This is a genomic window from Stenotrophomonas sp. MMGLT7, assembly GCF_021168555.1.
GTDB lineage: Bacteria > Pseudomonadota > Gammaproteobacteria > Xanthomonadales > Xanthomonadaceae > MMGLT7.
Genome location: NZ_JAJOZS010000002.1, coordinates 378,698 through 402,348, shown reverse-complemented (window position 1 = coordinate 402,348; position 23,651 = coordinate 378,698). Strand labels below are relative to the sequence as shown.

The window sequence follows — 23,651 nt, the reverse complement described above, 5'->3', positions numbered from 1 at the left end:
CTTTTTTTGCCGGTTTTTCGCCGATTGCTTGGCTGTGACAAATGTTACGTGTTTGTGACGGCGTCGATGTCGCGGATGACGTGCTGCGATAAGCGCTGATTGGGGATCTGATTCGTGGAACCCGTTGATTGGTATGAACCACCAACGCCTCTAGTGCCTAGAAGAGCGATCGCCTCGTTTGCGTCACGAGTTTGCCGGAGATTGACCGGACTGAATTTTTTGTCGAAGCCTGTCCCTGGGCGACACTTCAGCCTGCGCCTTCAGTCTTGCTTAAGGAATGGGTGACTAGGAACCGCCTGCCAAGTCGATGCGTGGCACTGACACCGGCAAACGCAGGACTGGCAAGGGCCCGCTCGTGGCGAGCGGTCCGCAGCAAAAAAGAAGCGCGCCAGCTGGCGCGCAATCTTGGTGCTGTTTATCGGAAATCGTCGGCGAGAGAGAGGGCCTGATGTCGCACCGCAGTTATGCGGGAACAATGCATAGGCTAAAATTTCGCCATTCGCCGCGCCTGTCGCATCGCGTCGCGAAGCTTTGCGGACTTTGGCGTTTTGCCGATGCCCTCGTTCCGGCGTGCCGGATGTCTGAATTGGAATGTCTGTCGCCGGTATGCCGCCTGCTGGAGAAAAGTCGTTGCCCGGTGATCGCGTGCGGATCGGATGCTGCACCCTCGTGGTTTCGCTGCGCGAGGTGCATGACCCCGAAAGACGGCGGCCGATCAGGATCACGCCCAAGGCGGTGGGGGTGATCCTGGCGCTGGTGGCCCGGGCTGGCCGGGTGGTGTCGCGCGAGGAACTGTTCGCCGAGGTGTGGCCGGACACGATGCCGACCAACGACGTACTGACCCAGGCCATCGCCCAGCTGCGCAAGGCGTTCTCCGGCGACGGCGGCGATCCGGCGAGGCAGCTGTACATCGAGACGATCGCCAAGACCGGGTATCGCCTGCTGGCGCCGGTCCACTGGCTCGCGGACCAGGGCGACGGCGAGGGCGATGCCGGGGACGCGGGCGTCGCGGCGGAGCCCGCAGCCGTGGAAGCCGCTACGGCGGCACCGGTGAAATCCAACGCCCGTCCCGCCGGCCGCCTGTACCGGAGCTTCCTGGTCGCGGCGGCGGCGTCGCTGGCCCTGTTCGGGGCCCTGTTGCTGGGCGTGTACCTGTGGCGCTTCGTGCACGCCACGCCCGGGTCGCCGGAAGGGCCGGAGCGACCGTATCGGCTCATCGTTTCGGAACTGGGCTTCGAGACCTCGCCCACCATCTCGCCGGACGGGCGCATGGTGGCCTATGCCTCGGAGCTGCCCGACGGCGCCGGTTCGCTGGTCAAGCTGCAGGCCAGCGACAATGCGCGTCCCCGGGTTCTCAGCCAGCCGCCGCCGGGATGGCGCGACCATGCTCCGGCTTGGTCGCCGGACGGCAGGCGCATCGCCTTCGTGCGCTCCGGCGACCAGGGACGTTGCGAGGTCATCGTGGTGCCGGCCGAAGGGCTGGGCGAGGAACGTTCGGTGGCCTCCTGCACGGGCACGTGGATGCTCGGCTTCGATTGGACGCCGGACGGGCGCGGGCTGATCTTCGGCACGATGGCGGGGATGAACGCCGCCTCCGGCCTGCGCATCCTCGACCTGGACAGCGGGCGCTGGCGTGCGCTCGACTACCCGGTGGCCGCCGGCGATTTCGACTACGCGCCCCGGTACTCGCCGGACGGGAAGTGGATCGGTTTCGTCCGCAACCCCCAGTTCGGCGACCTGTGGCGGATCCCCGCCGAGGGCGGGGCGGCCGAGCGGCTCAGCCACGAGAGTGCGCAGATCAATGGCTGGAACTGGTTGCCCGGTGGCGAGCAGGCGGTGATCGGTCGCAGCGTGGGCAGCCAGTCGCGGCTTTACCGGCTGGACGTGCAGCAGCAGCGGTTGCGCGATTTCGGCCTGGACGATGCGCAGAGTCCGGCGGTGGCGCAGGCGACGGGGACACTGGCCTTCGTCAGGCGCCAGGCCCAGTTCGGACTGTTCCGCGTGCGCCTGGGGGAGGATGGCGAGCCTGCCGGCGCACAGCGCCTGTTCCCGTCGCTGGGGCGCGACCTGCAGCCGGTGCTGGCGCCGGACGGCAGGCAACTGCTGTTCGCCTCCGACCGTTCCGGCAGCTATGCCCTGTGGTGGGGAGTGCCGGCGTCCGGGGATCCGCCGCGGCTGATCGAGAATTTCAGGCCCGATACCGGGCAGCCGCCGGACTGGTCGTCCGACAGCAGTTCGTTGCTGGCGCTGGGCCAGGTCGCCGGCGAGGAGCGCGGCATCTACCGGATCGTCCCGGGCGCGGGAACCGTGCAGCGGTTGCCGGTTCCGATGGAGCAGCCGCTGCAGGCGGTCCACGGCGCTGGTGCGGACGAGGTGCTCGTGGTCGGCAGTTCCGGCGGGGGGCGGGCGGAGCTGGCGCTGTTCGACAGTGCGGCCACGTCGTGGCGCCGGTTGGCCGCCATCGACGATGTCACCCAGGTCCGCTACGACCGCCAGGGAAAGCGGGTACTGTTCACCCGCGCCGACCGGCCGGGGCTGTGGCAGGCCGATGCGCGGCTGTCTGCCGGCAGTGTCCGCGAACTGGAGGGGGCGGTGCCGTCGCTGTGGCGATTCCGCAACTGGGCGGTCGGGGCCTCCGGTGCGATCGACTACCTCGACTCGGTTCCCGGATGCGGTGCCCGGCTCAGCCGTGCCGGCGCCGGGCGGGCGCAGCCGGCATGCCTGGATGCCCACCGCAAGGCGGCCGAGAACGGATTCAGCAGCGACCCGGCCAGCGGCGACATCTACCTGGCGATGGCGGTCCAGGACGGCACCAACATCGGCGTCATGCCCCTGCCGGAAGAACCCCAGGGGGCGTGGGTGGGCATCATCAACTGGTTGTCTGGAAAGGAAAAATAGGCTTCACATGTTTTTCGTGGCGGGATCGTCCGGATTTCGTCGCAATGTCCGGGGAAATTCCTGACCCGAGCCACCACATCCGGCAAAACGTTCGGCCAGATCCAGGCAGGCGGGTGAGCGTGATGAGCAATGTGGTGTGGGCCGATCGTGGTCAGAGGGTGGCCGTGGAGGCCGAAGCGGCGGAGACGTCGCAGCCGGCGTGCATGGGGGTGGCGCGGCTGGGCAGCCTGCAATGCGCGACCGGCATGTTCACCGTCTGGATCCAGTTGCGCGGCACCGGGTGGATCGAGTCCCGGGAGGGACGCTTCCGCCTGCGTGGCGGGGAGTGGATAGCGTTCGACAGGGAGTCGCGCCCGTTGGTGCAGGCCGATCGCAATGCGTTCTGCATCGGTCTCAACCTGGATGCCGAGGCGATGAAGCTGCTCGGCAGGCTCACCGATACCAGTCTCTATACCGGCCGCGGACGGCTGCAGAGCAGCGAGGCGCGGGTGGCGCTGCGGCTGTGGCGCGAGGCTGGCGCACTGGACGAGGCCATGCTGGGAATGCAGCCGGTACTGCTGTACCTGGCCTCGCTGCAGCGCGATTTCGGCCATCGCGTGCAGCGCTGCCCGGGGCGCTCGCGCAACCGCAAGCGCCAGGTGTTCGGCCGCCTGCAGCGCGCGCGCCTGTTCCTCGAAGGCAACAGCGACCGCATCGTCCGCATCGGCGAGCTGGCCGCGCTGACCAATTTCTCCAGCTGGTACTTTTCCAAGACGTTCCAGGGGCTGTACGAGGAAAGCCCGCAGGCGCTGTCCGCGCGCCTGCGGCTGGAGCGCGCCGCCGACCTGCTGCGCGACACCGACATGATGATCGGCGAGGTGGCCGCGGCCTCCGGCTTCGACAACTGCTGCAGTTTCGCCCGCGCGTTCCGTGCCCATTTCGGCGTTGCGGCAAGCACTTACCGCAAGGCCGCGGCTCGGCTGACGCCAGATTCGGCAAAGCCAGCGGACGCGGCACGCAAAGCAGGGGCGTCGACCCGGCCGTAACTTGCGAAGGGCGTTTAACGCGTCAATAACGAACTTTGGAGAGATAGATGAACCTTCGCATTCCCGCAGTGCGGCTGGGCCTGTTGCCCGCCGGCATCGCGATCGCGTTGACCCCGGCCTTTGCCGTGGCGCAGGAGACGTCCACCACCCCGGAAACCACCAATCTCGATCGTATCGAGGTCACCGGTTCGCGCATCCGCCAGGCCAGCCTGGAAACCGCGCAGCCGGTCATCGCGCTGCAGCGCGCCGACATCGAGAAGCAGGGCTACACCAGCGTCGCCGACATCGTGCAGAACCTGGCCGCGACCGGCTCGCCGGCGATCAGCCGTGCCGATGCGCTGTCGTCGGGCGAGGAAGTGGGCGGCCAGTACGTGAACCTGCGCAACCTCGGTCCCGAGCGCACGCTGGTGCTGCTCGACGGCAAGCGCATGGGCGTCAGCTCCGGCGGCTACACCGACCTGGCCTCGATCCCGACCTCGATGATCGAGCGTGTGGAAGTGCTGACCGACGGCGCCTCGGCGATCTACGGTTCGGACGCCATCGCCGGCGTCATCAACGTCATCACCCGCAAGAACTTCGATGGCCTGGAAGCCAGTGCATACGTCGGCCAGTTCGGCCAGGGCGATGGCCAGAAGGAACAGTACAACTTCGTCTACGGCACCACCACCGATCGCGGTTCGCTGACCCTGGGTGCCGAGTACAGCAAGGAAGATCCGGTCAATGCCAAGGATCGCCGCTACAGCGCCTACCCGAACGGCTACCGTCATCCGTTCCCCGTCGGCGACGAAGCCAACGGCTGGAGCGCCGCCAGCAACAAGGGCATCCTGGTCGACAGCGACGACAACTGGTACACCCTGAACGACGGCGGTGACCCCTCCAACATCGCCGACTACCACGAGACCGGCCTGGGCGACTACACCAACGCCAGCCAGCAGATGTTCCTGCAGACGCAGATCGAGCGCCGTTCCGTGTTCGCCAACGGCAGCTTCGACCTGACCGACAACGTCCGCGCCAAGGCGGACGTGCTCTACACCCACCGCGAGACCCTGCAGCAGATCGCCGGCTATCCGTACCAGTCCGAGGTCTACGGCACGCCACTGGCCGCCGACAGCATCTACAACCCGCTGGGCACGGAGGCCAACTACATCCGCCGCACCTCCGAGGTGCCGCGCCAGACCCGCTCCGAGCTCGAGACCTTCCGCTTCAGCGGCGGACTCGAAGGCTCCTTCCAGTTCGGCGACAACTACTGGGATTGGGACGTCGGCTACATCTACAACCAGAACAAGGGCACCAAGACCGGAACCGGCAACCTGTTCATCCCGAACGTCGAGAACGCGACCGGCTCGTCGTTCGTCGATGCGTCGGGCGTGGCCCGCTGCGGCACGGCGGACAACGTCATCGCCGGCTGCACGCCGTGGAACCCGCTGCTGCCCTACGGTGCGACGGGCGCCGGCTCGCTCGCCGACCCGGCCCTGCAGTCCTACCTGTTCCTGCCCAGCCACGACACCTCCAAGACCACCACCAAGGTCTACAGCGCCAATCTCAGCGGCACCCTGGCGGAGCTGCCGGCCGGTGCACTGGGCATGGCCGCCGGCTATGAGCACCGCAGCGAGGACGCGAGCTACGAGCCCGACGCGCTGCTGCAGTCCGGCCTGAGCACGGACCTGGCCGGTGCCCCGACCAAGGGCGGCTACTCGCTCGACGAGTTCTACCTCGAGTTCAACGTGCCGGTCCTGGCCGACCTGCCGTTCGCCAAGGAACTGTCGCTGGACGTCGCCGGTCGCTATTCGGACTACGACACCTTCGGCGACACCACCAACAGCAAGTTCGGCCTGAAGTGGCGTCCGATCGAGGACCTGCTGGTGCGCGGCACCTATGCGACGGGCTTCCGTGCGCCGACCGTGTCCGACCTGTTCGGCGGCACCTCGCAGACCTACGACAACTACACCGATCCGTGTGATTCGAGCTTCGGCGCGGCGGCGCGCAACCCGTCCGTGGCGCAGCTGTGCGCGGCGCAGGGCATACCGGCCGACTTCCGCCAGATCACCTCCGGCGGCGCCGTGTCCACCGGCCCGGGCACCCAGTCGTACAACGCGTTCGAATCCGGCTCCAATGATGCGCTGCTGCCGGAGACCTCCAAGTCGTACACCCTGGGCCTGGTCTACAGCCCCAGCTTCGTGAGCGGCCTGGACATCAGCCTGGACTGGTGGAAGATCCACATCGACGACGTCATCGCCGGCGAGTCGGTGACCTCGATCCTCAACCAGTGCTACGTGCAGAACATCGCCTCGGCCTGTGATCGCTTCACCCGCTCCACGGGCGGGCGCGACATCAACCAGGTCGACAGCGTGACCCGCACCCTGATCAACGGCGGCTATCAGGAAACCGCCGGTTACGATCTGGCAGTGCGTTACCGCCTGCCCGAGCTGGCCATCGGCAACTTCGTGGTGGACTGGAAGACGACCTACGTCGACTACCTGGAGTACAAGCGCGACAACGAGGCCGAGACGCCTGTCGAGCAGCGTAACGGCTGGGCGAGCAGCGACTGGGGTTCCAACTTCCGCGTGCGTTCGAACCTGAACGTGGATTGGAGCTTCGGCAACTTCGGCGTCAACTGGGGCGTGCGCTACTACTCCGGCGTCAAGGAAGCCTGCGTGTACGATCTCGACGGCGGTGCGGAGTGCAACATCGCCGACTTCGTCTCGTCGTACACCCAGGTCCAGCCGTCGCGCAAGGTGGGGTCCAACACCTTCCACGACCTCCAGGTCCGTTACAACGCGCCCTGGGATGCCACCATCTCGCTGGGTGCCAACAACGTGTTCAACCACGAGGGCCCGCTCATGTACAGCCAGCCGAACTCGAACTTCGCCTACAACGGCAGCTTCGATATCGGCCGCTTCCTGTACATGAAGTACACCCAGCGGTTCTGATCGCCGTCTGGTGAAATGCAGTACCGAAAGGCGGGCCGCAAGGCCCGCCTTTTTTGTGCTCTCCATGTACCGGCCTGCGGCATGCAGTTCGGCAGCCGCCTCGGCATGCCGAGGACCCGGGCAGGGGCCACCATGCCCGATCGGCGTGGGACAGACCTACGCTGGTGCTGCGTCGGCGACGAGGAACGCCGCGCATGGCAATGGCATGGCGGTCTTCTTCATTGCGCAAGGGCTTCTTCGACCCGGCGGGAGATCACCGGCGGACCGGTCACGGCCCGGCGGTCCGGGCCGGCGGTTCAGGCGTCGGAAGCGGCGTGGCCGGCCAGTTCTTCGGCCAGCTCGCGCCAACCCTGCAGCCTGGGCAGCACGCCCACCCTGGACAGGTACTGCTCGTCCACCGGGGTGCCATTGACCAGGGCGGTCGCCACGTGCACGGCGCCGGTGACCCAGAAGCTGCGGGTGCTGGAACGCTGCGGCCGCAGCTGGAAGGCGACCGCTTCGATGATCGGCATCGGCAGGCCCCACAGTCCCAGCAGGTAGCCGCCGGCCTCGGCATGGCCCGGGCGGAGATCGTCGTCGCCGGCGCTCTCGGTGCGTTCGTTGCGCATGCCCGGCAGCAGCAGGCCGATGTCGGCCAGCAGCGCGGCGGTGGCGCCGAGTTCGGCGCTGGACTGGGGCAGCATCTTCGCCGCCAGCCTGGACGCGATCAGCGCTCGCCGCTGCAGCGCCTGGCGCTCGGCGCCGGAAAGCGATTGCACCGCGAACACCTCGCTGGCCAGCACCAGGTCGCGCAGCGTGGCGATGCCCAGCCGGGTCACCGCGCCGCGCAGGTCGGAGACGGTGCGGCCGTTGGAGAAGAACGCCGAGTTGCACAGCTGCAGCACCTTGGCCGCGATGGCCGGATCGGCGGCGATCAGCTTGGCGATGTCGGCCGCGTTGCTGTCCTCGTCCTCTTCCAGCGCATGCATCAGGCTCAGGTACAGATGCGGCGGGGACGGAAGCTTCTCGATCCGGCCGATGGCGGTGCGCAGCCTCGCGTCGCCGAGCATCTCGCGCAGCTCTTCCAGGCTGGACACCGCATCCAGCAGCACTTCCGGTGCCAGCGGCATCGGCAGGAAGCGGTGCGCCACGCCGATGATGCGTGCCGGCGGGGTACGCTGGCTGTGTTCGTTCTCGATCAGCGCGATCCGGCTGGTGGCAGGGCGCAGCGTGCGTATCTGCCCGAGCACGGTGGCCGGGGTGATGTCTGGCAGGGCGGGGGCCACCACGACCACGTCGAAGTCGCTGGTCGCCACTGCCGCGATGGCGCTGTTGCCATCGGCAACGACCTGCAACTGCCCGTCGAAGTCGCCGATGTAGTCGGCCATATCCGGCGGCAGGTCACGGCTGTCGCCGACAAACAAGATGCGCAAGACGGTATTCCCCTGCATGGCGGGCACGGATTCACCGGCCCGGATGTCACCGGCCAATGTACCCAAATGCCGGGCCGATGTTCATCGCCGCGGGGCGGAAACGTGATTGGCGTCTCCCGCGGACGGGGACGGGGCGCGTGGCCCCGTCCCCGGCAGGACGTCAGGCCTCGAGCGAGGAGCCGTAGCGCTCGATGGAATCGAGCAGCACGCGCTTGGCCTCGTCGGCGTCGCCCCAGCCGTCGAGCTTGACCCACTTGCCCTTTTCCAGGTCCTTGTAGTGCTCGAAGAAGTGGCCGATGCGCTCGAGCCAGTGCGCCGACACCTGGTGCAGGTGCTCGACGTGCGCGTAGCCGTTGAAGATCTTGGCCACCGGCACCGCCAGCAGCTTCTCGTCGCTGCCGGCCTCGTCGCTCATGCGCAGCACGCCGACCGGGCGGCAGCGGATCACCGAGCCGGCGATCAGCGGCAACGGCAGCACCACCAGCACGTCGACCGGGTCGCCATCGCCGCACAGGGTGTTGGGCACGTAGCCGTAGTTGCAGGGATAGCGCATCGGCGTGGACAGGATGCGGTCGACGAAGATCGCGCCGGTCTCCTTGTCCACTTCGTACTTGACCGGCTCCGAGTCCTTGGGGATCTCGATGACGACGTTGATTTCGTCCGGCGGGTTCTTGCCGGAATTGACCAGTTCCAGGCCCATGCGCTAGCTCCGAAGCTTGCAGTGAGTATAGGGGCCGCGATTCTACGCGTTTGGCTGTTGCGCTGCAGTGCGACGGGCCTTGTCGGTGTTTGCCGACGCGCCCGACCGGCCTGTTCCGGCCGGGTGCGGGGGAGACGGCCGACAGCGGACGACAGGCCGCCGGCGAGAAGCTGGCGGTGTCCGACCCCCATACAGGAGCACGTCATGAAAAGGATCCTACTCGCCGCCCTGCTGGCCGCGCAGGCATTGATCGCCGGACATGCGGCGGCACAGCCGGAGTACGTGGATGCGATCGACTATCCCGGTAACGCGGATGGCTGGGAGATCTTCCACGCACTTGAACGCCGCCTGTTCCTCGATTTCGAGCAGATCTGTGGCGATACCTTCTGCGAAGGGGAATTCAGCGACTACCGGCCGTTGCGCTACCGCTGATCGGTCGAGCGTGGTACGGGCACGCTGGGGCAGTGCGTATGGACGTTCGCCGCCAGCGAGATAGGCGTCGCGCCGCGAACCGGACGGTTGCTGGCGGACACCCGGACGTGGCGCTGTCCGACTGCATTGCCGCAGGGGATCACCCTGGCCGCGTTCCACCAGGCGCTGTCGGTGCCGCAGCCTCTGTTCGAGCCGTTGCCCGGCAGCGGCAAGGCGATATACGAGAGCCTGATCGATTGCCTCTAGCCGGGGGAGGGGGGCGAGGACGCGTGCCGGCAGGTTCGACGCTGCCGATGATGATGGCCGGGTATGCGGCCGTCATCTCGCGGCAGCGGGCCTTGGCGCCGCATTCATGTATGCCGTGACAGCCTGCCGGGCATCGATCCGCTGGAGTGCACGCCATGACCATTCGTCTTCCCGCCGGCCTGGGCCTGCTCGCGCTGCTGTCGCTGCCCGCGTGGGCAGCCGAGCCGACGCCGGAGCTGCAGCGTCCCGTCGGCACCGCGCAGGCAACCGGTGCGGTGCATACGCTGCGGCAGATCCCCGAGGCCTGTGCGCGCCTGGAAGGCGTGTTCACCGGCGAGGCCGCGCAGCCCTACAAGTTCGCGGTGGTGCGCACCAGCGAGACCTGCCAGCCGCGGGCGCGCTTCGTCGACTTCGACAAGGCCAGGCCCAGCGAAGGCGACGGCTGGAAGTTCAACGACCTGATCCGCGTCCCCAGCGCGGCATGCCCGAGCCAGCAGGCCGTGGTGAGGGTGTGGCGCAAGCCTGCTGCCGCCGCGCCGCAGCTCGACGGCCAGGGCCAGTCGCGCATCTACCTGGAGGAAGCGAAGAAGCAGGCCGCCGCCGGCAAGACCGCGCAGATACCGATGTATGCCGCGCAGATGACGGTGGAAGGCAAGGCTTGCCGCTGATGCGCGAGCGGCGGCGGCTTCGTCCGCCGCCCCTGAGGTGGCGGAAGCCGCCCGGGCTGCTCCTGCGGTCCGGCCCAATACTCGCGCCATCTTTCGGCCTGTAAGTGTGGCTGCAGGCGGGCGGATCGTCACGAATCCGGCCGCGCTCGGCGAACTCCTCGCCTCTCGAATTTTCTGCCTTCCAGGCTTCCAGGGCCGTCGCGCCGGATACGATCGGACGCCGCCGCCGGATCGGGCATGGAGCCGTTTGCCGGCGGGCACGCGACGCGATCATGGCCCGGGGACCCGGGGAATTGCGCAGTAGAACCGGGCTCGCTCGGCGGCCGAGTCCGAAGCCGGCAGTGCCTGGACAGGCCCGGTTCCGCGGCCGGGCAGGGGGCGTCATCGGGATAATCGGGTGCGGGAAAGCCGGCTGGCGACGTCTTCGCCACGGCTTCCGGTTCTCGACGGTGCGCTGACGGGACATTACCCGGATGCGGTAAGCTGAGCATCGTGCGGTCGGACGCGGTCCCCCTCTGGGTGGGGCCGCCGGCCGTTTTTGATCTTTACTTACAGGAGTTAGGTTGATGCGATTGGTTCTGTTGGGACCGCCCGGTTCGGGCAAGGGCACCCAGGCGGCCCGCCTCAAGGAAAAATTGCAGGTTCCGCACATTTCCACCGGCGATCTGCTGCGCGCCGAAGTGGCTGCCGGAAGCCCGCTCGGCCTGCAGGCCAAGGAAGTGATGGCACGTGGCGATCTGGTCTCCGACGAGATCCTGCTGGGCATGCTGGAATCGCGTCTCGGCCGCGAGGATTGCGCCAAGGGCTTCATCCTCGACGGCTATCCGCGCAACCTGGCCCAGGCCGATGCGCTGGACGGCCTGCTGGCCAAGATCGGCCAGCCGCTGGACGCGGTGGTGCAGTTGGACGTGCCCACCGACCTGCTGGTCGAGCGCCTGGCAGGGCGCGCAAAGGCCGAAGGCCGTGCCGACGACAATCCCGAATCGGTACGCAAGCGCCTGCAGGTCTACGACGACTCCACCGCGCCGGTGATCGGCTTCTACGAGAAGCGCGGCGTGCTGGCGCACGTGGATGGCGTGGGCTCGCTCGACGAAGTGCTGGCGCGCATCCTGGCGGCACTGGGCCACTGACGCGGCCAGGTCGTGGCGCGCCGCCAGTCGCGGCGCGCCGACCGCAGCGGCTTCGCGCCGGGTCCATGGACGGCAGCCCCGGTCCGGGGCCACGACGATGCCCCGTATCCGCTCGACGGATACGGGGCATCGCGCTGAATGGAGCCAGCGGAGAGCTTGCTCAGGGCTCCGCAGCGTGAGCAACCTTCTGGGGACGGCCTCTTGGGGAGTAGGACCGATCGGGTCTGCTGCGGCTGGCGGGGCAATGATGCGCCGTGCCGGCGCTCTTCGATATCGGGGGATCTCCTACCTCGAGTGGGGGAATCCCCGCGTCGACGGCATCGCTGCATGCGATCGCCGCATGCGCACCTGCGTGCCGCGCTCGCCGATCACCAGGCGATGGGCGACAATCCGGGCATGAGCAAGATCCACATCCTCGGCATCGCCGGGACCTTCATGGGCGGCGTGGCCGCCCTGGCGCGCGAGCTGGGCCACGAGGTCGAGGGCAGCGACCAGTCGATCTACCCGCCGATGTCCACCCAGCTGGAAAAGCTGGGCATCGCGCTAAAGCAGGGCTACCTGCCGCAGAACATCGGCGCCGACAGCGCGCAGGTGCTGATCGGCAACGCGCTCTCGCGCGGCAACCCGGCGGTGGAGGCCGTGCTCGACGCGCGCCGCAGCTACACCTCCGGGGCGCAGTGGCTGGCCGAGCAGGTGTTGCCGGGCCGCACCACGCTGGCGGTGGCCGGTACCCACGGCAAGACCACCACCACCAGCATCCTGGCCTGGCTGCTGGAGTCGGTCGGCCGCGCGCCGGGCTTCCTGATCGGCGGCGTGGCCGAGGACTTCGGCGTCTCGGCGCGGCTGGGGCAGGGCGCCGAGTTCGTGGTGGAGGCCGACGAGTACGACACCGCGTTCTTCGACAAGCGCAGCAAGTTCGTGCATTACCGGCCATGGGTGGCGATCCTCAACAACCTGGAATACGACCACGCCGACATCTTCCCCGACGTGGCGGCGATCCAGCGCCAGTTCCACCACCTGGTGCGCACGGTGCCGGGCGGCGGGCGGCTGATCGTCAACGGCGAGGACGCGCGGCTGGCGCAGGTGCTGGAAATGGGCTGCTGGACGCCGGTGGAGCGTTTCGGCCTGGACCCGGCGTTCGAATGGAGCGCGCGGCTGCTGGCCGACGACGGCAGCCGTTTCGAGGTGCTGCATCGAGGCCGGCCGCTGGGCACGGCGCAGTGGGCGCTGCTCGGCCGCCACAACGTGATGAACGCGCTGGCGGCATTGGCCGCAGTGCATGCAGTGGGCGTGGACCCGGCGCAGGCGATCCCGGCGCTGTCCACCTTCCACAGCGTCAAGCGACGCCTGGAACTGCTGGGGCAGCGGCGCGGCGTCAGCGTCTACGACGACTTCGCCCACCATCCCACCGCCATCCGCACCACCCTCGAAGGCCTGCGCGCCAAGGTCGGCGATGCGCGCATCGTGGTGGCGATGGAGCCGCGCAGCAATTCGATGCGGCTGGGCGCGCATGCCGCCGCGCTGGCACCGGCGCTGGAAATGGCCGACGAAGTGGTGTTCCTGGCGCGGCCGGAGTTGCAATGGGATGCCGGCAAGGTGATCGCCGCCGTGCGCGGCCAGGCCTACGCGGTGGCGGACGTGGATGCGCTGCTGGCGCGGCTGGGCGAGAGCGTGCACGACGGCGACCACGTGGTGTTCATGTCCAACGGCGGCTTCGACGGCGCGCCGCGGCGGTTCCTGTCCGCGCTGGAGTGACGGGCCGATGGAGCGCAGGCTGCCGCTGTTCCCACTGCACACGGTGCTGCTGCCGGGGGCGGCGATCGGCCTGAGGGTGTTCGAGCCACGCTATCTGGACCTGGTGCGCAGCGGCGAGGGCTTCGGCATCAGCCTGATCCTTCAGGGCAGCGAGGTCGGCGTACCGGCGGTTCCGGCGGCGTGGGGGACCGAGGCGCGGATCGAGGATTTCGACGTCGGCAGCGATGGCGTGCTGGTACTGCGCCTGCGCGGCGCGCGCCGCTTCCATGTCCGCCAGACCCGGTTGCGCGACAACGGGCTGGTGGTCGCGCAGGTGGACTGGTGCGAACCGGATCCGGATGACGAACTGCTGCCGCAGCATGCGCTACTGGCGACGGTGCTCGAACGCATCGTCGAGCAGGCGGGAGCGGCCTATGCGCCGGCCCACCCGGCATTGCTGGAGCAGGCCGCCTGGGTCGGCTGGCGGCTGGCCGAACTGCTGCCGCTGAGCGAGCAGCAGCGCCTGTCGCTGCTGCAGCAGGCCGATCCGCACCGGCGCCTGGACCAGTTGCTGGCGTGGATGCCCTGAGGCCCCGCGGAGTCGCTCCCGCGACGGCATGGGGCGGGCCATGGCCCGCCGCGCGGCGCTCGCACTGCCGGGTACACGCAGCAGGGCCTCGATCGTCTTTTACCTGCGGCGTCAGTCCGCGAACCTGGCCAGCTCGGTGCTCACGGCAAGCGCCGCCGCGGTGGCCCAAGGCCCACCCTGTGCTCCCGGATTGGAAATCATCGGCGCCTGGAAAGGCCGTTGTTCCTGACCTGCCGGCTTCTACGGCGCCGGCGGCGGCGCACCCTCGGTACGCACCAGCAGCACCGGCAGTGCCGATTGCGGATGCACGTCGCCGCGGTGGGGCAAGGGACCGAGTGCGTCCCGCACCGCGGCCAGCGCCGGGTCGGCATCGCGCAGCGGCAGCCACAGCCCGACCAGGCCGAAGTGGCGCGCGTAGCGCAACGTCTGCGCGCTGCCCAGCCACAGCGGTTCGTCGCCGGGCTGCAGCCGCGCCGGCGCCGGCCACAGCCGCAGCGCGTACTGCTCGTCCGGGCGTTCGCCCTGGCGCAGCAGCAGCAGCGATTCGACCTGGGTATCGAGCGTGGCCGGCAGCACCGGGCTGTCGTCGGCATCGGCGTTGGCCTGCAGCAACTGCAGGGCCTGTTCCCAGCCGGCCTGCGGCTGTACCCGCCAGCCCTGCGCCTCGAACTGCGCGCGCAGCGGCGCCAGCGGGCCGGCGACCTGCACGTCCAGCGGCCAGCGCTGGTCGTCGTCGAACTCGTTGCGGCGTGCCGGCAGGGTGCGCCAGGCCTGGTCCCACCAGTGCTCGCCGGCGATGTCCACCGGCACCGGCGGGGGCGGCTCGAACTTGACCAGCTTGCGTTCGATGTCGCGCGGCGAAAGCAGCAGCGCCGCAGCCACGAACGTGCCGTAGAACAGCCACGACACCGGCTTGACCCAGAACGAGCGGTGCATGCGGCGGCGATAGGCGATGCCCAGCAGCAGCAGCCAGAAGATGCCGAACAGCATGCCGCCGACCACGTCGCTGAGCCAGTGCGCGCCCAGGTACAGCCGCGAGAAGCCGATCAGGGTGACCACCGCGCCGGACACCAGGTAGGGCCATACGCGGGTGCGCCCGGGCAGTTCGCGGGCGATCAGCACGGCGAAGAAACCGAAGGCGATGGTCGCCATCGTCACCGCCACCGAGGGGAAGCCGAAGCCGCTGCTGGCCGCCGGCGGGCGCACGACGTGCACGGTGGCGCCGAGCAGCTTGGTCAGCGCCAGGCCGAAGGCCAGCGCCGCCAGCCAGTGCGCGGCGGCCATCCAGCGCCGGCGCCAGAGCAGGTAGCCCATCGCCGCGCAGATCGCCGGCAGCAGCACCTGCCAGTCGCCCAGCGAGGCCAGCGCCGCCATCGGGTAGTCGGCCAGCGGATTGCGCAGGGTCAGCATCAGGTCGTGCACGGCCAGGTCCAGCGCCAGCGGCTCGCCGTGGGACACGACCGCCATCAGCAGCGCGAACCAGCCCCAGCCCAGCAGCAGCAACATCAGCGCCAGCATCGCCAGCGGCACCGCCTCGCGCCGGCTCGGGTCGAACAGCGCGCCGGTATAGCGGCCCAGCGTGGTGTGCCGGCGCGACCACATCAGCGCACGCGCCAGCCAGGCGTCCAGGTGGCCGGCCGACCAGCGGTAGCCGTACAGCACCAGCGCCCAGGCCGCGCCCAGCAGCACGCCCAGCAGGCCCAGCACCAGCACCAGCCGGCCGGCCACCGCGGCCACCGCGTCGTAGGCGTGTCCCAGCACCCAGCCCGGCAGCAGGAACAGCACCGCCCACGACACGCAGGCGATGCCGCTGGCCAGCGTGTAGCGGCGCAGCGGCATCTTCGCCATGCCGGCGATGGCCGGCACGAACGGACGGATGGCGCCGACGTAGCGCGCCACCAGGATGCTCTTGAAGGCGTTGCGGCGGAACAGCAGCTCGCCGCGGTCGAGCAGCTGCGGATAGCGCCGGAACGGCCAGAAGCCGCGCATCCGGTTGCCCCAGCGATGGCCGACCCAGTAGCTCAGCGCGTCGCCCAGGAACGCTCCCAGCGCGGCCGCGGCGACGGCGTAGGGGCCGGAGATCTGCCCCAGCCCGATCAGCACGCCGACGGCGAACAGCAGCGGCAGCGCCGGCACGATCGCGCCCAGGATGATCACCGCATCGCAGAAGGCGATGGCGAAGATGACCGCGCCGGCCAGGAGGGGATGGGTTGCGATCCACTCCAGGGTGGCGTCGATCCAAGGCGAGTTCATCGGGCGATTATAGGCGGCCGCGGGCATGAGCCCAGGCGCGCCGCCGGGCCGGGTTCAGGCTGTCGCGGCCGCTTCCAGCAGCGCCGGCAGCCGCTCCATGTCGTGGAACAGGTGGTGCACGCCGGCTTCGCGCAGTTGCGCGGCGCTGCCATGGCCGGGCCCGCCCGGGCAGTAGCCGAACACGGTGGCGCCGGCGGCCAGCCCGGCGCTGGCGCCGGTGGGGGTGTCCTCCACCACCGCGCAGCGGCGCGGGTCAACGCCCAGGCCGGCCGCCGCGGCCAGGTAGACGTCCGGTGCCGGCTTGCCGTGCGGGACCTCGTAGCCGCTGTAGATGCGGCCTTCGAAGTAGCGGTACAGCCCGGTCTTGCGCAGCTGCAGGTCGAGCTTGCCGCGGTCCGAGCCGGAGGCGCAGGCGATGCGGCCGTGGTAGGCCCGGTACAGCGTGTCTACGGCGGCCTCGGCGCCGGGGATCGGCTGCAGGTGCAGCGAGAGCGCCTCGTCGCGGCGGCGCCAGAAGTCCTGCAGCCACTGCCGGGTGAACGGCTGGCCGGTGCGCTCGGCGATCAGCTCGGCCTCGTCGCTGACCTGGCGGCCGAGGAAGTGCGCGTCGCACTCGGCCTGGCTCATCTTCCAGCCACGCTGTTCCAGCACGTCGCGCAGCACGCCCAGGGTGATCGGCTCGGAATCGACCAGGACGCCGTCGCAATCGAACAGCACGGCCGCGAACGGCATTTCATCTGTATTTGGAATAGACATCCGTATAGGGTAGGGCAAGCCGCCGGGGCGGGCATCTCCCCCGGCTGGGGCTGGCAGGCTTTCGTGGTCATGGGCTACCGTGGCGCAGGCTGCCGCGGCGACTGTCGCGCGAGCCGGTGGCCGGTGGCCCGCAAGGCACGGGTGGGGCGCCTCCGGGTGGCGCCGTATGCGGGGTCCGCTCTATGCCCGTGCCCCTGGGCGCGGGAGTGCGTGGAGAACCATAGAATGCGTCATGCCCCCGACATCGTCCGAGCGAGCCCTCAAGTCCGACAGCTTCGGCCGCATCCTGCTGGTGCGCCGGGGCGATGCGGTGTTCGTGCGCCGCGACCTGGCCGCCTCGCCGTGGTGGCTGCGGTTGCCGGCCTGGTGGCTGGCGCGGCGCGAGGCGCGCGCGCTGGAGCGGCTCGGCGGCATGCCGGCCACGCCGCGGCTGCTGCGCTGGAACGGCACCTGGCTGGACCGCAGCTACCTGGCCGGCGACGCCATGTACCAGCGCCCGCCGCGCGGCGACCTGGGCTACTTCCGTGCCGCGCGGCGGCTGCTGCAGCAGGTGCACCGGCGCGGCGTCGCCCACAACGATCTGGCCAAGGAAGCCAACTGGCTGGTGCTGGAGGACGGTTCGCCGGCGCTGATCGACTTCCAGCTGGCGGTACGCGGCAACCCGCGCTCGCCGTGGATGCGCCTGCTCGCCCGCGAGGACCTGCGCCACCTGCTCAAGCACAAGCGCATGTATTGCCGCGAACACCTCACGCCGGTGGAGAAGCGCCTGCTCAAGCGCCACTCGTGGATGCGCGGATTGTGGTTCGCCACCGGCAAGCCGGTGTACCGTTTCGTCACCCGCCGGATCCTGCACTGGGAGGACAACGAGGGGCAGGGACCGAAGCCGTGAAGGCCGGGATTGGGGATTCGGGATCGGGGATTCGTAGGAGCGGCTTCAGCCGCGATGGGGCTTCCCCGGTGAAACCCCATCGCGGCTGAAGCCGCTCCTACGGAAGGCGGTGGGCGGTTACGCTTTACCCCGAATCCCGAATCCCGAATCCCGAATCCCGAATCCCGAATCCCGAATCCCCAATCCCCAATCCCCAATCCCCAATCCCAATGACCACCCTCGCAGGCAAGACCCTGTTCATCACCGGCGCCTCGCGCGGCATCGGCCTGGCGATCGCGCTGCGTGCGGCCCGCGATGGCGCCAACGTGGCGATCGCGGCCAAGTCGGCGGTGCCCAATCCCAGGCTGCCCGGGACCATCCACAGCGCCGCCGAGGCGGTGACCGCCGCCGGCGGGCAGGGCCTGGCGCTCAAGTGCGACATCCGCGACGAGGAACAGGTGCGTGCCGCGGTCGCCGCCACCGTCGATGCCTTCGGCGGCATCGACATCCTGGTCAACAACGCCAGCGCGATCTGGCTGGCCGGCGCGCTGGATACGCCGATCAGGCGCTTCGACCTGATGCAGCAGGTCAATGCCCGTGGCAGTTTCCTGTGCGCGCAGGCCTGCCTGCCGCAACTGCTGCGCGCGCCCAATCCGCACATCCTCACGCTGTGCCCGCCACCCAGCCTGGACCCGAAGTGGTGGGCGCCGCACACCGGCTACACCCTGGCCAAGATGGGCATGAGCCTGGTGACCCTGGGCCTGGCCGGCGAGTTCGGCCCACAGGGCGTGGCGGTCAACGCGCTGTGGCCACGCACGCTGATCGCCACCGACGCGCTGAACATGATCCCGGGGGTGAGCGCGGCCAACGCCCGCCGCCCGGAGATCGTGGCCGATGCCGCGCACGCGGTGCTGACGCGGCCGGCGGCGGGCTTCAGCGGCAACTTCCTGGTCGACGACGAGGTGCTGGCGGCGGCGGGCGTGACGGACCTGGACCGCTACGCGGTCGATCCGGCCTGCGCACCGCTGCCGGATCTGTTCCTCGACTAGCGCGGGTTGCCGAACCCAGGCTGACCGGGGGCACGCCATCGCGGCGCCCGGGATTTCCCGGAGACGCCAAGAAGCGGCGGCCATGGCCGTGACTCTTGTCCTGCGCCGGCATCTGTGCCGCCGGTGTCCGTCGCGTGTCATGGGTGACACGACGTTCCCGCATCCGAACAATCCGTTCCGCGGCACCCCGCCTAGCCTCCCCGCATCGTCCGCAATGCCTGGGAGCGCCCGTGGGAAACGATCTGCCCGATGACGCGGCTGCCGATATCGAAGTCTCCGTCGTCATCTGCACGCTTGACGAACATGCCGCCATCGGCGCGGTACTGCGCGATGTCGGCGCACGACTGGCACATCTGCGGCACGAGATCGTCGTGGTGGACGATTCCCGCGATGACCGTACCGCGGCGGTGGTGCGCGCCTTCGCCGGCGGCGGCCGCTCGGTGCGCCTGCTGCGCCGCCAGGGCGGCAGCGGCCTGGCCTCGGCCGCGATCGCCGGCTGGGATGCCGCCAGGGGCCGCTTGCTGGCGATCATGGACGGCGACGGCCAGCACGATCCGGCGCTGGTCACGCGCATGGTCGAGGCCTGCGCGCGCGAGCAGGCCGACGTGGTGGTGGCCAGCCGCTACCTGGAAAGCCGTGCCTCCGGCCTGGGCGGGCTGCGCCACGCGATGAGCCGCGCGGCGGTCATGCTGACCCACGGGCTGCTGGGAGTCCGGCTGGCCGACCCGATGAGCGGCTGCTTCCTGATGACGCGCCAGTGGTACCGGCACGTGCGTCCGCGGCTGTCCGGGGTGGGCTTCAAGATCCTGGTCGACGTGGTCGCCTCCGGCACGCGCCGTCCCCGCACCGCGCAGATCGCCACCGTGCTGGGCGAGCGCCGCGGCGGCAGGTCGAAGATGAGCGTGCGGGTGGCGCTGGAGCTGGTCATGCTGTTGCTGGAGAAGCGCAGCGGCGGCCTGGTTCCGGCGCGGATGGCCATGTTCTTCGCCGTCGGCCTGACCGGGCTGGCGGTGCACCTGGCGGTGGTGGCGGCGCTGGTGTACGCGGGCTGGCCGTTCTGGGCCGGGCAGGCGGCGGCGATCCTGACCGCCATGACCTGGAACTTCCTGCTCAACAACAGCCTGACCTTCGGCGACCGGAAACTGCACGGCCGGCGCATGCTGCGCGGCCTGCTGCTGTTCTACCTGGCCTGCCTGGGAGGCTCGTTCATCAACGAGGGCGTGGCGCTGGGCCTGCATGCGCTGGGCCTGCACTGGTCGCTGGCGGCGCTGGCCGGCGGCGGCGTGGCGGCGCTGTGGAACTACCATGCCTCCAAGCGCACGGCGTGGTCGGCCCAGGTGAACCGGGCGGAGGCGGTCGCGGTGGAAGAGTGGCCGCAGCCCTCGGCCCGGACCGAGGAAAAGGCCGCCTAGTGCCGCCGCATGCAGGAGCCGCGCCGGTCGCGCAGAATCCGTGCGGCGGCGCTGCGCCGTTGACCTGGAACGAGGTGGCCTGATGGATACCGCTGGCGGCGGCGCACGCGATCGCATCGCGCTGGCGTACCTGGGCGTGGCCGGCGTTGCCGCGGTGTTCGCCTTCGTCGGCTTCGGTGCCAGCAACTACTGGACCGACGAGCTGTTCACCCTGCACGTGATCGGCCACGGCGGCGGGCTTGCCGAGGTATGGCGACGCGCGCTGACCGATACCCATCCGCCGCTGTACTACATGCTGATGTACCCGTGGGTACAGGCGCTGGGCCAGCAGGAGTGGGTGTTGCGGCTGCCCGGCGCGGCCGCGGCCGTCGCCGCCCTGGCGATGTTCTTCCTGGCGCTGCGGCGGCGCTTCGAGGCCCCGGCGTTGGCCTTCGCGACCGCCGTGGCGGCGTTGTCGACGTTCTGGTTCGAGCAATCGCAGAACGGGCGCAGCTACGCGCTGGCGCTGGCGCTGTCGGCGGCCATGCTGTGGGCCGCGCTGGCCTTCCGCGAACGCATGGCCCGGCGCGAGCGCGGTGCCTGGGGCGCGTTGGCGTGGTTGCTGGGGCTGGGCATGGCCGGCAGCCTGACCCACTCCTACCTGCTGCTGTCCACCGGCATGGTCCTGCTGTACCTGCTGCTGGCGGTGCCGGACCGTCGCGCAAGGGTGCTGCTGGTCGCCGGCGGGCTGGCGATCCTGGCGGTCAACCTGGCATACGTGGCGATCCTGCTGCGCTCGACCCAGCAGGACGTGCACAACCTGTGGTTCGACAACGGCGCGAGGTTCTTCTGGGGACAGGTGCGCATCGCCTGGCACGATCTGCTCCCGGCCGGCGGCGTGTACGCGGTGCTGGTGCTGCTGCTCGCCATCGGCCATCGCCGCTGGGGCCGCGGCGCGGCGGCCGCGCGCCTGCCGGCGCCGGCGCAAGAGGCGGCATGGATGTCGCTGTTCGTGCTGGCCGGCGTGGTCGCCAGCGGCATCGCGGTCAGCTACCTGATCGCGCCGTCGTTCTCGGCGCGCAACGTATCCACGGCCTCGCCGTACGCGTGGCTGCTGCTGGCGGCGCTGTACCAGAAGGCCGGACCCGATCCGCGCACGCGCGGCGGGCGCTGGCTTGCGTTGGCGGTGCTGGTGCTGGTGGCGGCGCAACTGGCGCTGCTGCGCGGGCGCCTGCTGCAGCGCAACGAGGCCTGGCGCGACTCGGCGCACTTCATCGCCGCGCTGCCGGCATGCGCCGGGCAGGACCTGGCGGTCGTGCTGCCGTACAAGTTCGGCCCGTCCACGCCGCCGTTCCGGCGCTTGGCCGAGCAGGCCTTCTTCGGCCGCTACCTGGGCAACGGCATGCGCCTGCACGCCTGGCTGCCGGCGGAGATCGGCGACCGTCGGCATGTTCCCGAACTGCAGCGACAACTGGCCGAACGTGCGCGGCAGGCGGCGGCGGGGGGCTGCCCGGTCCTGGCCTGGGGCGTGCACGACCTGGAGGGCTGGACCGCGCTGGAGCTGGCGCAGGACCTGGCACGGCTGCCGGGAGTGTCGCCCAACCGCATCGTGGTGCAGGAATTCCAGCGCTACCGGCGGCGCTCGCTGGGATGGCGCCGGATCGGCGACGGCTGGGTGTTCCTGCTGGCGCCACCGCTGCCGGCCGGGACGCCGCTGCGCGATCCGGGCGCGGCGCTGGCGCTGCCGGCCGCTGCCGCGCTCGGCGAGCGGCGGGTGGTCTCGCATCTGTACCGTTTCGACGGCCGTGACGGTCCCGCCTATACCCTGGACGGATTCTCCATCCAGCGCTGGCCGGCGGGCGGCGCCGCGCCGCGCGAGGACTTCGTGGTGGCGCGGCGCATGGCCTGCGATCCGCCGCCGGGCGCGGGCCGCAACGACCTCTGGCCCGATCCCGCCGCGCCGGGCTGCTCGCAGCGGCCGGCGCCCTGACGCCGTGGCCGATGCGCCGGCCGCCGCGATGCGCGAGAATGCCGGGCTTCTTCCACTGCCCCGCACCGCGATGACTGCCCAGGCCGATCCGCTGTTGTCCCTGTCCGACTACTTCCTGCCGGTCTACCGGCCGCGCCAGGTGGTGCTGGAGCGAGGACAGGGCGCGCGCGTATGGGACAGCCACGGCAAGGAGTATGTCGACCTGGCGGCCGGCATCGCGGTCAGTGCCTTCGGCCACAACGACCCGGAGCTGTTCACCGCGCTGGTCGAGCAGGCCGGCAGGATCTGGCACACCAGCAACGTCTTCTACAGCGAACCGCCGCTGCGGCTGGCCGAGGAACTGGTGCAGGCCTCGCGCTTCGCCCGCCGGGTGTTCCTGTGCAACTCCGGCGGCGAGGCCAACGAGGCGGCGATCAAGCTGGTGCGCAAGTGGGCGTCGCAGCAGGGGCGCAAGCCCGACCAGCGGGTGATCGTCACCTTCCGCGGCAGTTTCCACGGCCGCACCCTGGCCACCGTCACCGCCACCGCGCAGCCGAAGTACCAGGCCGGCTACGAGCCGCTGCCCGGCGGCTTCCGCTACGTCGATTTCAACGAAATCGCGCAGCTGGAGATCGCCATGGCCGCCGGCGACGTGGCCGCGGTGATGATCGAGCCGGTGCAGGGCGAGGGCGGCGTGCTGCCGGCCGCTCCGGGCTTCCTGCAGCAGGTGCGGCGGCTGTGCGACCACCATGGCGCGCTGCTGGTGCTGGACGAGATCCAGTGCGGCATGGGCCGCAGCGGGACATTGTTCGCGCACTGGCAGGACGGCGTGGTGCCGGACATCGTCACCCTGGCCAAGGCGCTGGGCGGGGGCTTCCCGATCGGCGCGATGCTGGCCGGCCCCAAGGTCGCCGACGCGATGCAGTTCGGTGCCCACGGCACCACCTTCGGCGGCAACCCGCTGGCTGCGGCGGTGGCGCGCACGGTGCTGCACAAGCTGCAGCGGCCCGAGCTGGCCGCCAACGTCGGCCGCCAGTCGCAGGCGCTGCGCGAGGGCCTGGAGCGGATCGGCCGCGAGTTGGGGGTGTTCTCGCAGGTGCGCGGGCGCGGACTGATGCTGGGCGCGGTGCTGGCGCCGGCGCATGCCGGACAGGCCGGCGCGATCCTCGATGCCGCCGCCGAGGAGGGACTGCTGGCATTGCAGGCCGGCCCCGACGTGCTGCGCTTCGTGCCGGCGCTGAACATCTCCGATGCCGACCTGGGCGATGGCCTGAAGCGGCTGCGCGCCGCGTTCGAAAGGTATCTCGCGCGGTCCTGAAGCCTGCCGTGGCGGCAGCGCAGGCAGGGCCGAGGGCCGACCCGGGACGGAAGTCGCGCGCCGGCCCCTCCGGGTGCGCTGCGCTTACCCGGGCTGTGCTTCAGCGCGCCGCGCTCGGAAGTCAGCTGGTGCTGGCCTGGTGCCGGCCCGCGCGGTGGCATGAAGGTCGATCGCCATCGTGCAGGGGCGGCGCAAGCTGCGATGCTCTGCTTGCTGCAAGGCCGTGGACAGGTGCCCTGATCTGTGGGGCGACTTCGGTCGCGATGGGGCTCTATCGGTAAGG

General features: G+C 70.0%; 16 protein-coding genes and 1 pseudogene. 13 read left to right on the top strand and 4 right to left on the bottom strand.

Annotated elements, in window-relative coordinates; genetic code table 11:
- Positions 1-669 precede the first annotated feature (669 nt).
- The 3 genes from LRX76_RS04465 (at position 670) to LRX76_RS04455 (ending at position 6,853) form a co-directional block, all read left to right on the top strand.
- Positions 670-2,898 carry a winged helix-turn-helix domain-containing protein gene (locus LRX76_RS04465; RefSeq protein WP_231802477.1) on the top strand — a complete coding sequence of 743 codons (2,229 nt, stop codon included), beginning with the start codon at positions 670-672 and terminating at the stop codon, positions 2,896-2,898.
- Positions 2,899-3,020: 122 nt separating this feature from the next.
- Complete coding sequence (locus LRX76_RS04460) at positions 3,021-3,923, top strand: AraC family transcriptional regulator (RefSeq protein WP_231802660.1); 903 nt, start codon at positions 3,021-3,023, stop codon at positions 3,921-3,923.
- Between the two features lie 47 nt (positions 3,924-3,970).
- Positions 3,971-6,853 (top strand): TonB-dependent receptor, encoded by a 2,883-nt coding sequence (locus tag LRX76_RS04455; RefSeq protein ID WP_231802475.1) that lies wholly within the window; start codon positions 3,971-3,973, stop codon positions 6,851-6,853.
- Between the two features lie 296 nt (positions 6,854-7,149).
- Here the strand turns inward: LRX76_RS04455 and LRX76_RS04450 are convergent, their stop codons facing one another.
- Both LRX76_RS04450 and ppa read right to left on the bottom strand, forming a co-directional pair.
- Entirely contained in the window at positions 7,150-8,283 is a 1,134-nt protein-coding gene (locus tag LRX76_RS04450; RefSeq protein WP_231802473.1) for an HDOD domain-containing protein, read from the bottom strand.
- A 142-nt stretch (positions 8,284-8,425) separates the two neighbouring features.
- Entirely contained in the window at positions 8,426-8,965 is a 540-nt protein-coding gene (gene ppa / locus LRX76_RS04445; RefSeq protein WP_231802471.1) for an inorganic diphosphatase, read from the bottom strand.
- 204 nt (positions 8,966-9,169) lie between these two features.
- Between ppa and LRX76_RS18810 the strand changes: the two are divergent.
- From LRX76_RS18810 to LRX76_RS04420, 5 genes and pseudogenes are all read left to right on the top strand, one after another.
- A pseudogene (locus LRX76_RS18810) lies at positions 9,170-9,643 on the top strand (hypothetical protein).
- Between the two features lie 155 nt (positions 9,644-9,798).
- Positions 9,799-10,311, top strand: a complete 513-nt coding sequence (locus tag LRX76_RS04435) for a hypothetical protein (RefSeq protein ID WP_231802467.1) — start codon at positions 9,799-9,801, stop codon at positions 10,309-10,311.
- A 566-nt stretch (positions 10,312-10,877) separates the two neighbouring features.
- Positions 10,878-11,441, top strand: a complete 564-nt coding sequence (locus tag LRX76_RS04430; RefSeq protein ID WP_231802465.1) for an adenylate kinase — start codon at positions 10,878-10,880, stop codon at positions 11,439-11,441.
- A 396-nt stretch (positions 11,442-11,837) separates the two neighbouring features.
- Positions 11,838-13,196 carry a UDP-N-acetylmuramate:L-alanyl-gamma-D-glutamyl-meso-diaminopimelate ligase gene (gene mpl / locus LRX76_RS04425; protein ID WP_231802658.1) on the top strand — a complete coding sequence of 453 codons (1,359 nt, stop codon included), beginning with the start codon at positions 11,838-11,840 and terminating at the stop codon, positions 13,194-13,196.
- A gap of 7 nt (positions 13,197-13,203) precedes the next feature.
- Positions 13,204-13,764 (top strand): LON peptidase substrate-binding domain-containing protein, encoded by a 561-nt coding sequence (locus LRX76_RS04420; protein ID WP_231802463.1) that lies wholly within the window; start codon positions 13,204-13,206, stop codon positions 13,762-13,764.
- Between the two features lie 240 nt (positions 13,765-14,004).
- On the opposite strand, the gene LRX76_RS04415 is transcribed toward LRX76_RS04420, so the two are convergent.
- Both LRX76_RS04415 and LRX76_RS04410 read right to left on the bottom strand, forming a co-directional pair.
- A complete protein-coding gene (locus LRX76_RS04415; RefSeq protein ID WP_231802461.1) occupies positions 14,005-16,017 on the bottom strand; it encodes a bifunctional DedA family/phosphatase PAP2 family protein in 2,013 nt (670 codons plus the stop codon).
- 54 nt (positions 16,018-16,071) lie between these two features.
- Positions 16,072-16,749, bottom strand: coding sequence for an HAD family phosphatase (locus tag LRX76_RS04410; protein WP_231802459.1), 678 nt, complete (start codon positions 16,747-16,749; stop codon positions 16,072-16,074).
- A 256-nt stretch (positions 16,750-17,005) separates the two neighbouring features.
- Here LRX76_RS04410 and LRX76_RS04405 point away from each other — a divergent pair, with 256 nt between their 5' ends.
- The 5 genes from LRX76_RS04405 (at position 17,006) to LRX76_RS04385 (ending at position 23,368) form a co-directional block, all read left to right on the top strand.
- Positions 17,006-17,662, top strand: coding sequence for a serine/threonine protein kinase (locus LRX76_RS04405; RefSeq protein WP_231802457.1), 657 nt, complete (start codon positions 17,006-17,008; stop codon positions 17,660-17,662).
- Positions 17,663-17,871: 209 nt separating this feature from the next.
- Positions 17,872-18,690, top strand: a complete 819-nt coding sequence (locus LRX76_RS04400) for an NAD(P)-dependent oxidoreductase (RefSeq protein ID WP_231802455.1) — start codon at positions 17,872-17,874, stop codon at positions 18,688-18,690.
- A 230-nt stretch (positions 18,691-18,920) separates the two neighbouring features.
- Positions 18,921-20,102, top strand: coding sequence for a glycosyltransferase (locus LRX76_RS04395; RefSeq protein WP_231802453.1), 1,182 nt, complete (start codon positions 18,921-18,923; stop codon positions 20,100-20,102).
- An 82-nt stretch (positions 20,103-20,184) separates the two neighbouring features.
- The gene (locus LRX76_RS04390) at positions 20,185-22,071 is read left to right on the top strand and encodes a glycosyltransferase family 39 protein (protein ID WP_231802451.1); all 1,887 of its coding nucleotides are present in this window, start codon (positions 20,185-20,187) and stop codon (positions 22,069-22,071) included.
- Positions 22,072-22,141: 70 nt separating this feature from the next.
- Positions 22,142-23,368: an acetylornithine transaminase gene (locus LRX76_RS04385; protein WP_231802449.1), complete on the top strand. Its 1,227-nt coding sequence runs from the start codon at positions 22,142-22,144 to the stop codon at positions 23,366-23,368.
- Positions 23,369-23,651 lie beyond the last annotated feature (283 nt).

Bases quoted from the DNA above. Each gene is read 5' to 3' on its own strand.
- LRX76_RS04460 (WP_231802660.1), top strand. From the start codon at position 3,021: ATGAGCAATGTGGTGTGGGCCGATCGTGGTCAGAGGGTGGCCGTGGAG.
- LRX76_RS04455 (WP_231802475.1), top strand. From the start codon at position 3,971: ATGAACCTTCGCATTCCCGCAGTGCGGCTGGGCCTGTTGCCCGCCGGC.
- LRX76_RS04450 (WP_231802473.1), bottom strand. From the start codon at position 8,283: ATGCAGGGGAATACCGTCTTGCGCATCTTGTTTGTCGGCGACAGCCGT.
- ppa (WP_231802471.1), bottom strand. From the start codon at position 8,965: ATGGGCCTGGAACTGGTCAATTCCGGCAAGAACCCGCCGGACGAAATC.
- LRX76_RS04435 (WP_231802467.1), top strand. From the start codon at position 9,799: ATGACCATTCGTCTTCCCGCCGGCCTGGGCCTGCTCGCGCTGCTGTCG.
- LRX76_RS04430 (WP_231802465.1), top strand. From the start codon at position 10,878: ATGCGATTGGTTCTGTTGGGACCGCCCGGTTCGGGCAAGGGCACCCAG.
- mpl (WP_231802658.1), top strand. From the start codon at position 11,838: ATGAGCAAGATCCACATCCTCGGCATCGCCGGGACCTTCATGGGCGGC.
- LRX76_RS04420 (WP_231802463.1), top strand. From the start codon at position 13,204: ATGGAGCGCAGGCTGCCGCTGTTCCCACTGCACACGGTGCTGCTGCCG.
- LRX76_RS04415 (WP_231802461.1), bottom strand. From the start codon at position 16,017: ATGAACTCGCCTTGGATCGACGCCACCCTGGAGTGGATCGCAACCCAT.
- LRX76_RS04410 (WP_231802459.1), bottom strand. From the start codon at position 16,749: ATGCCGTTCGCGGCCGTGCTGTTCGATTGCGACGGCGTCCTGGTCGAT.
- LRX76_RS04405 (WP_231802457.1), top strand. From the start codon at position 17,006: ATGCCCCCGACATCGTCCGAGCGAGCCCTCAAGTCCGACAGCTTCGGC.
- LRX76_RS04400 (WP_231802455.1), top strand. From the start codon at position 17,872: ATGACCACCCTCGCAGGCAAGACCCTGTTCATCACCGGCGCCTCGCGC.
- LRX76_RS04390 (WP_231802451.1), top strand. From the start codon at position 20,185: ATGGATACCGCTGGCGGCGGCGCACGCGATCGCATCGCGCTGGCGTAC.
- LRX76_RS04385 (WP_231802449.1), top strand. From the start codon at position 22,142: ATGACTGCCCAGGCCGATCCGCTGTTGTCCCTGTCCGACTACTTCCTG.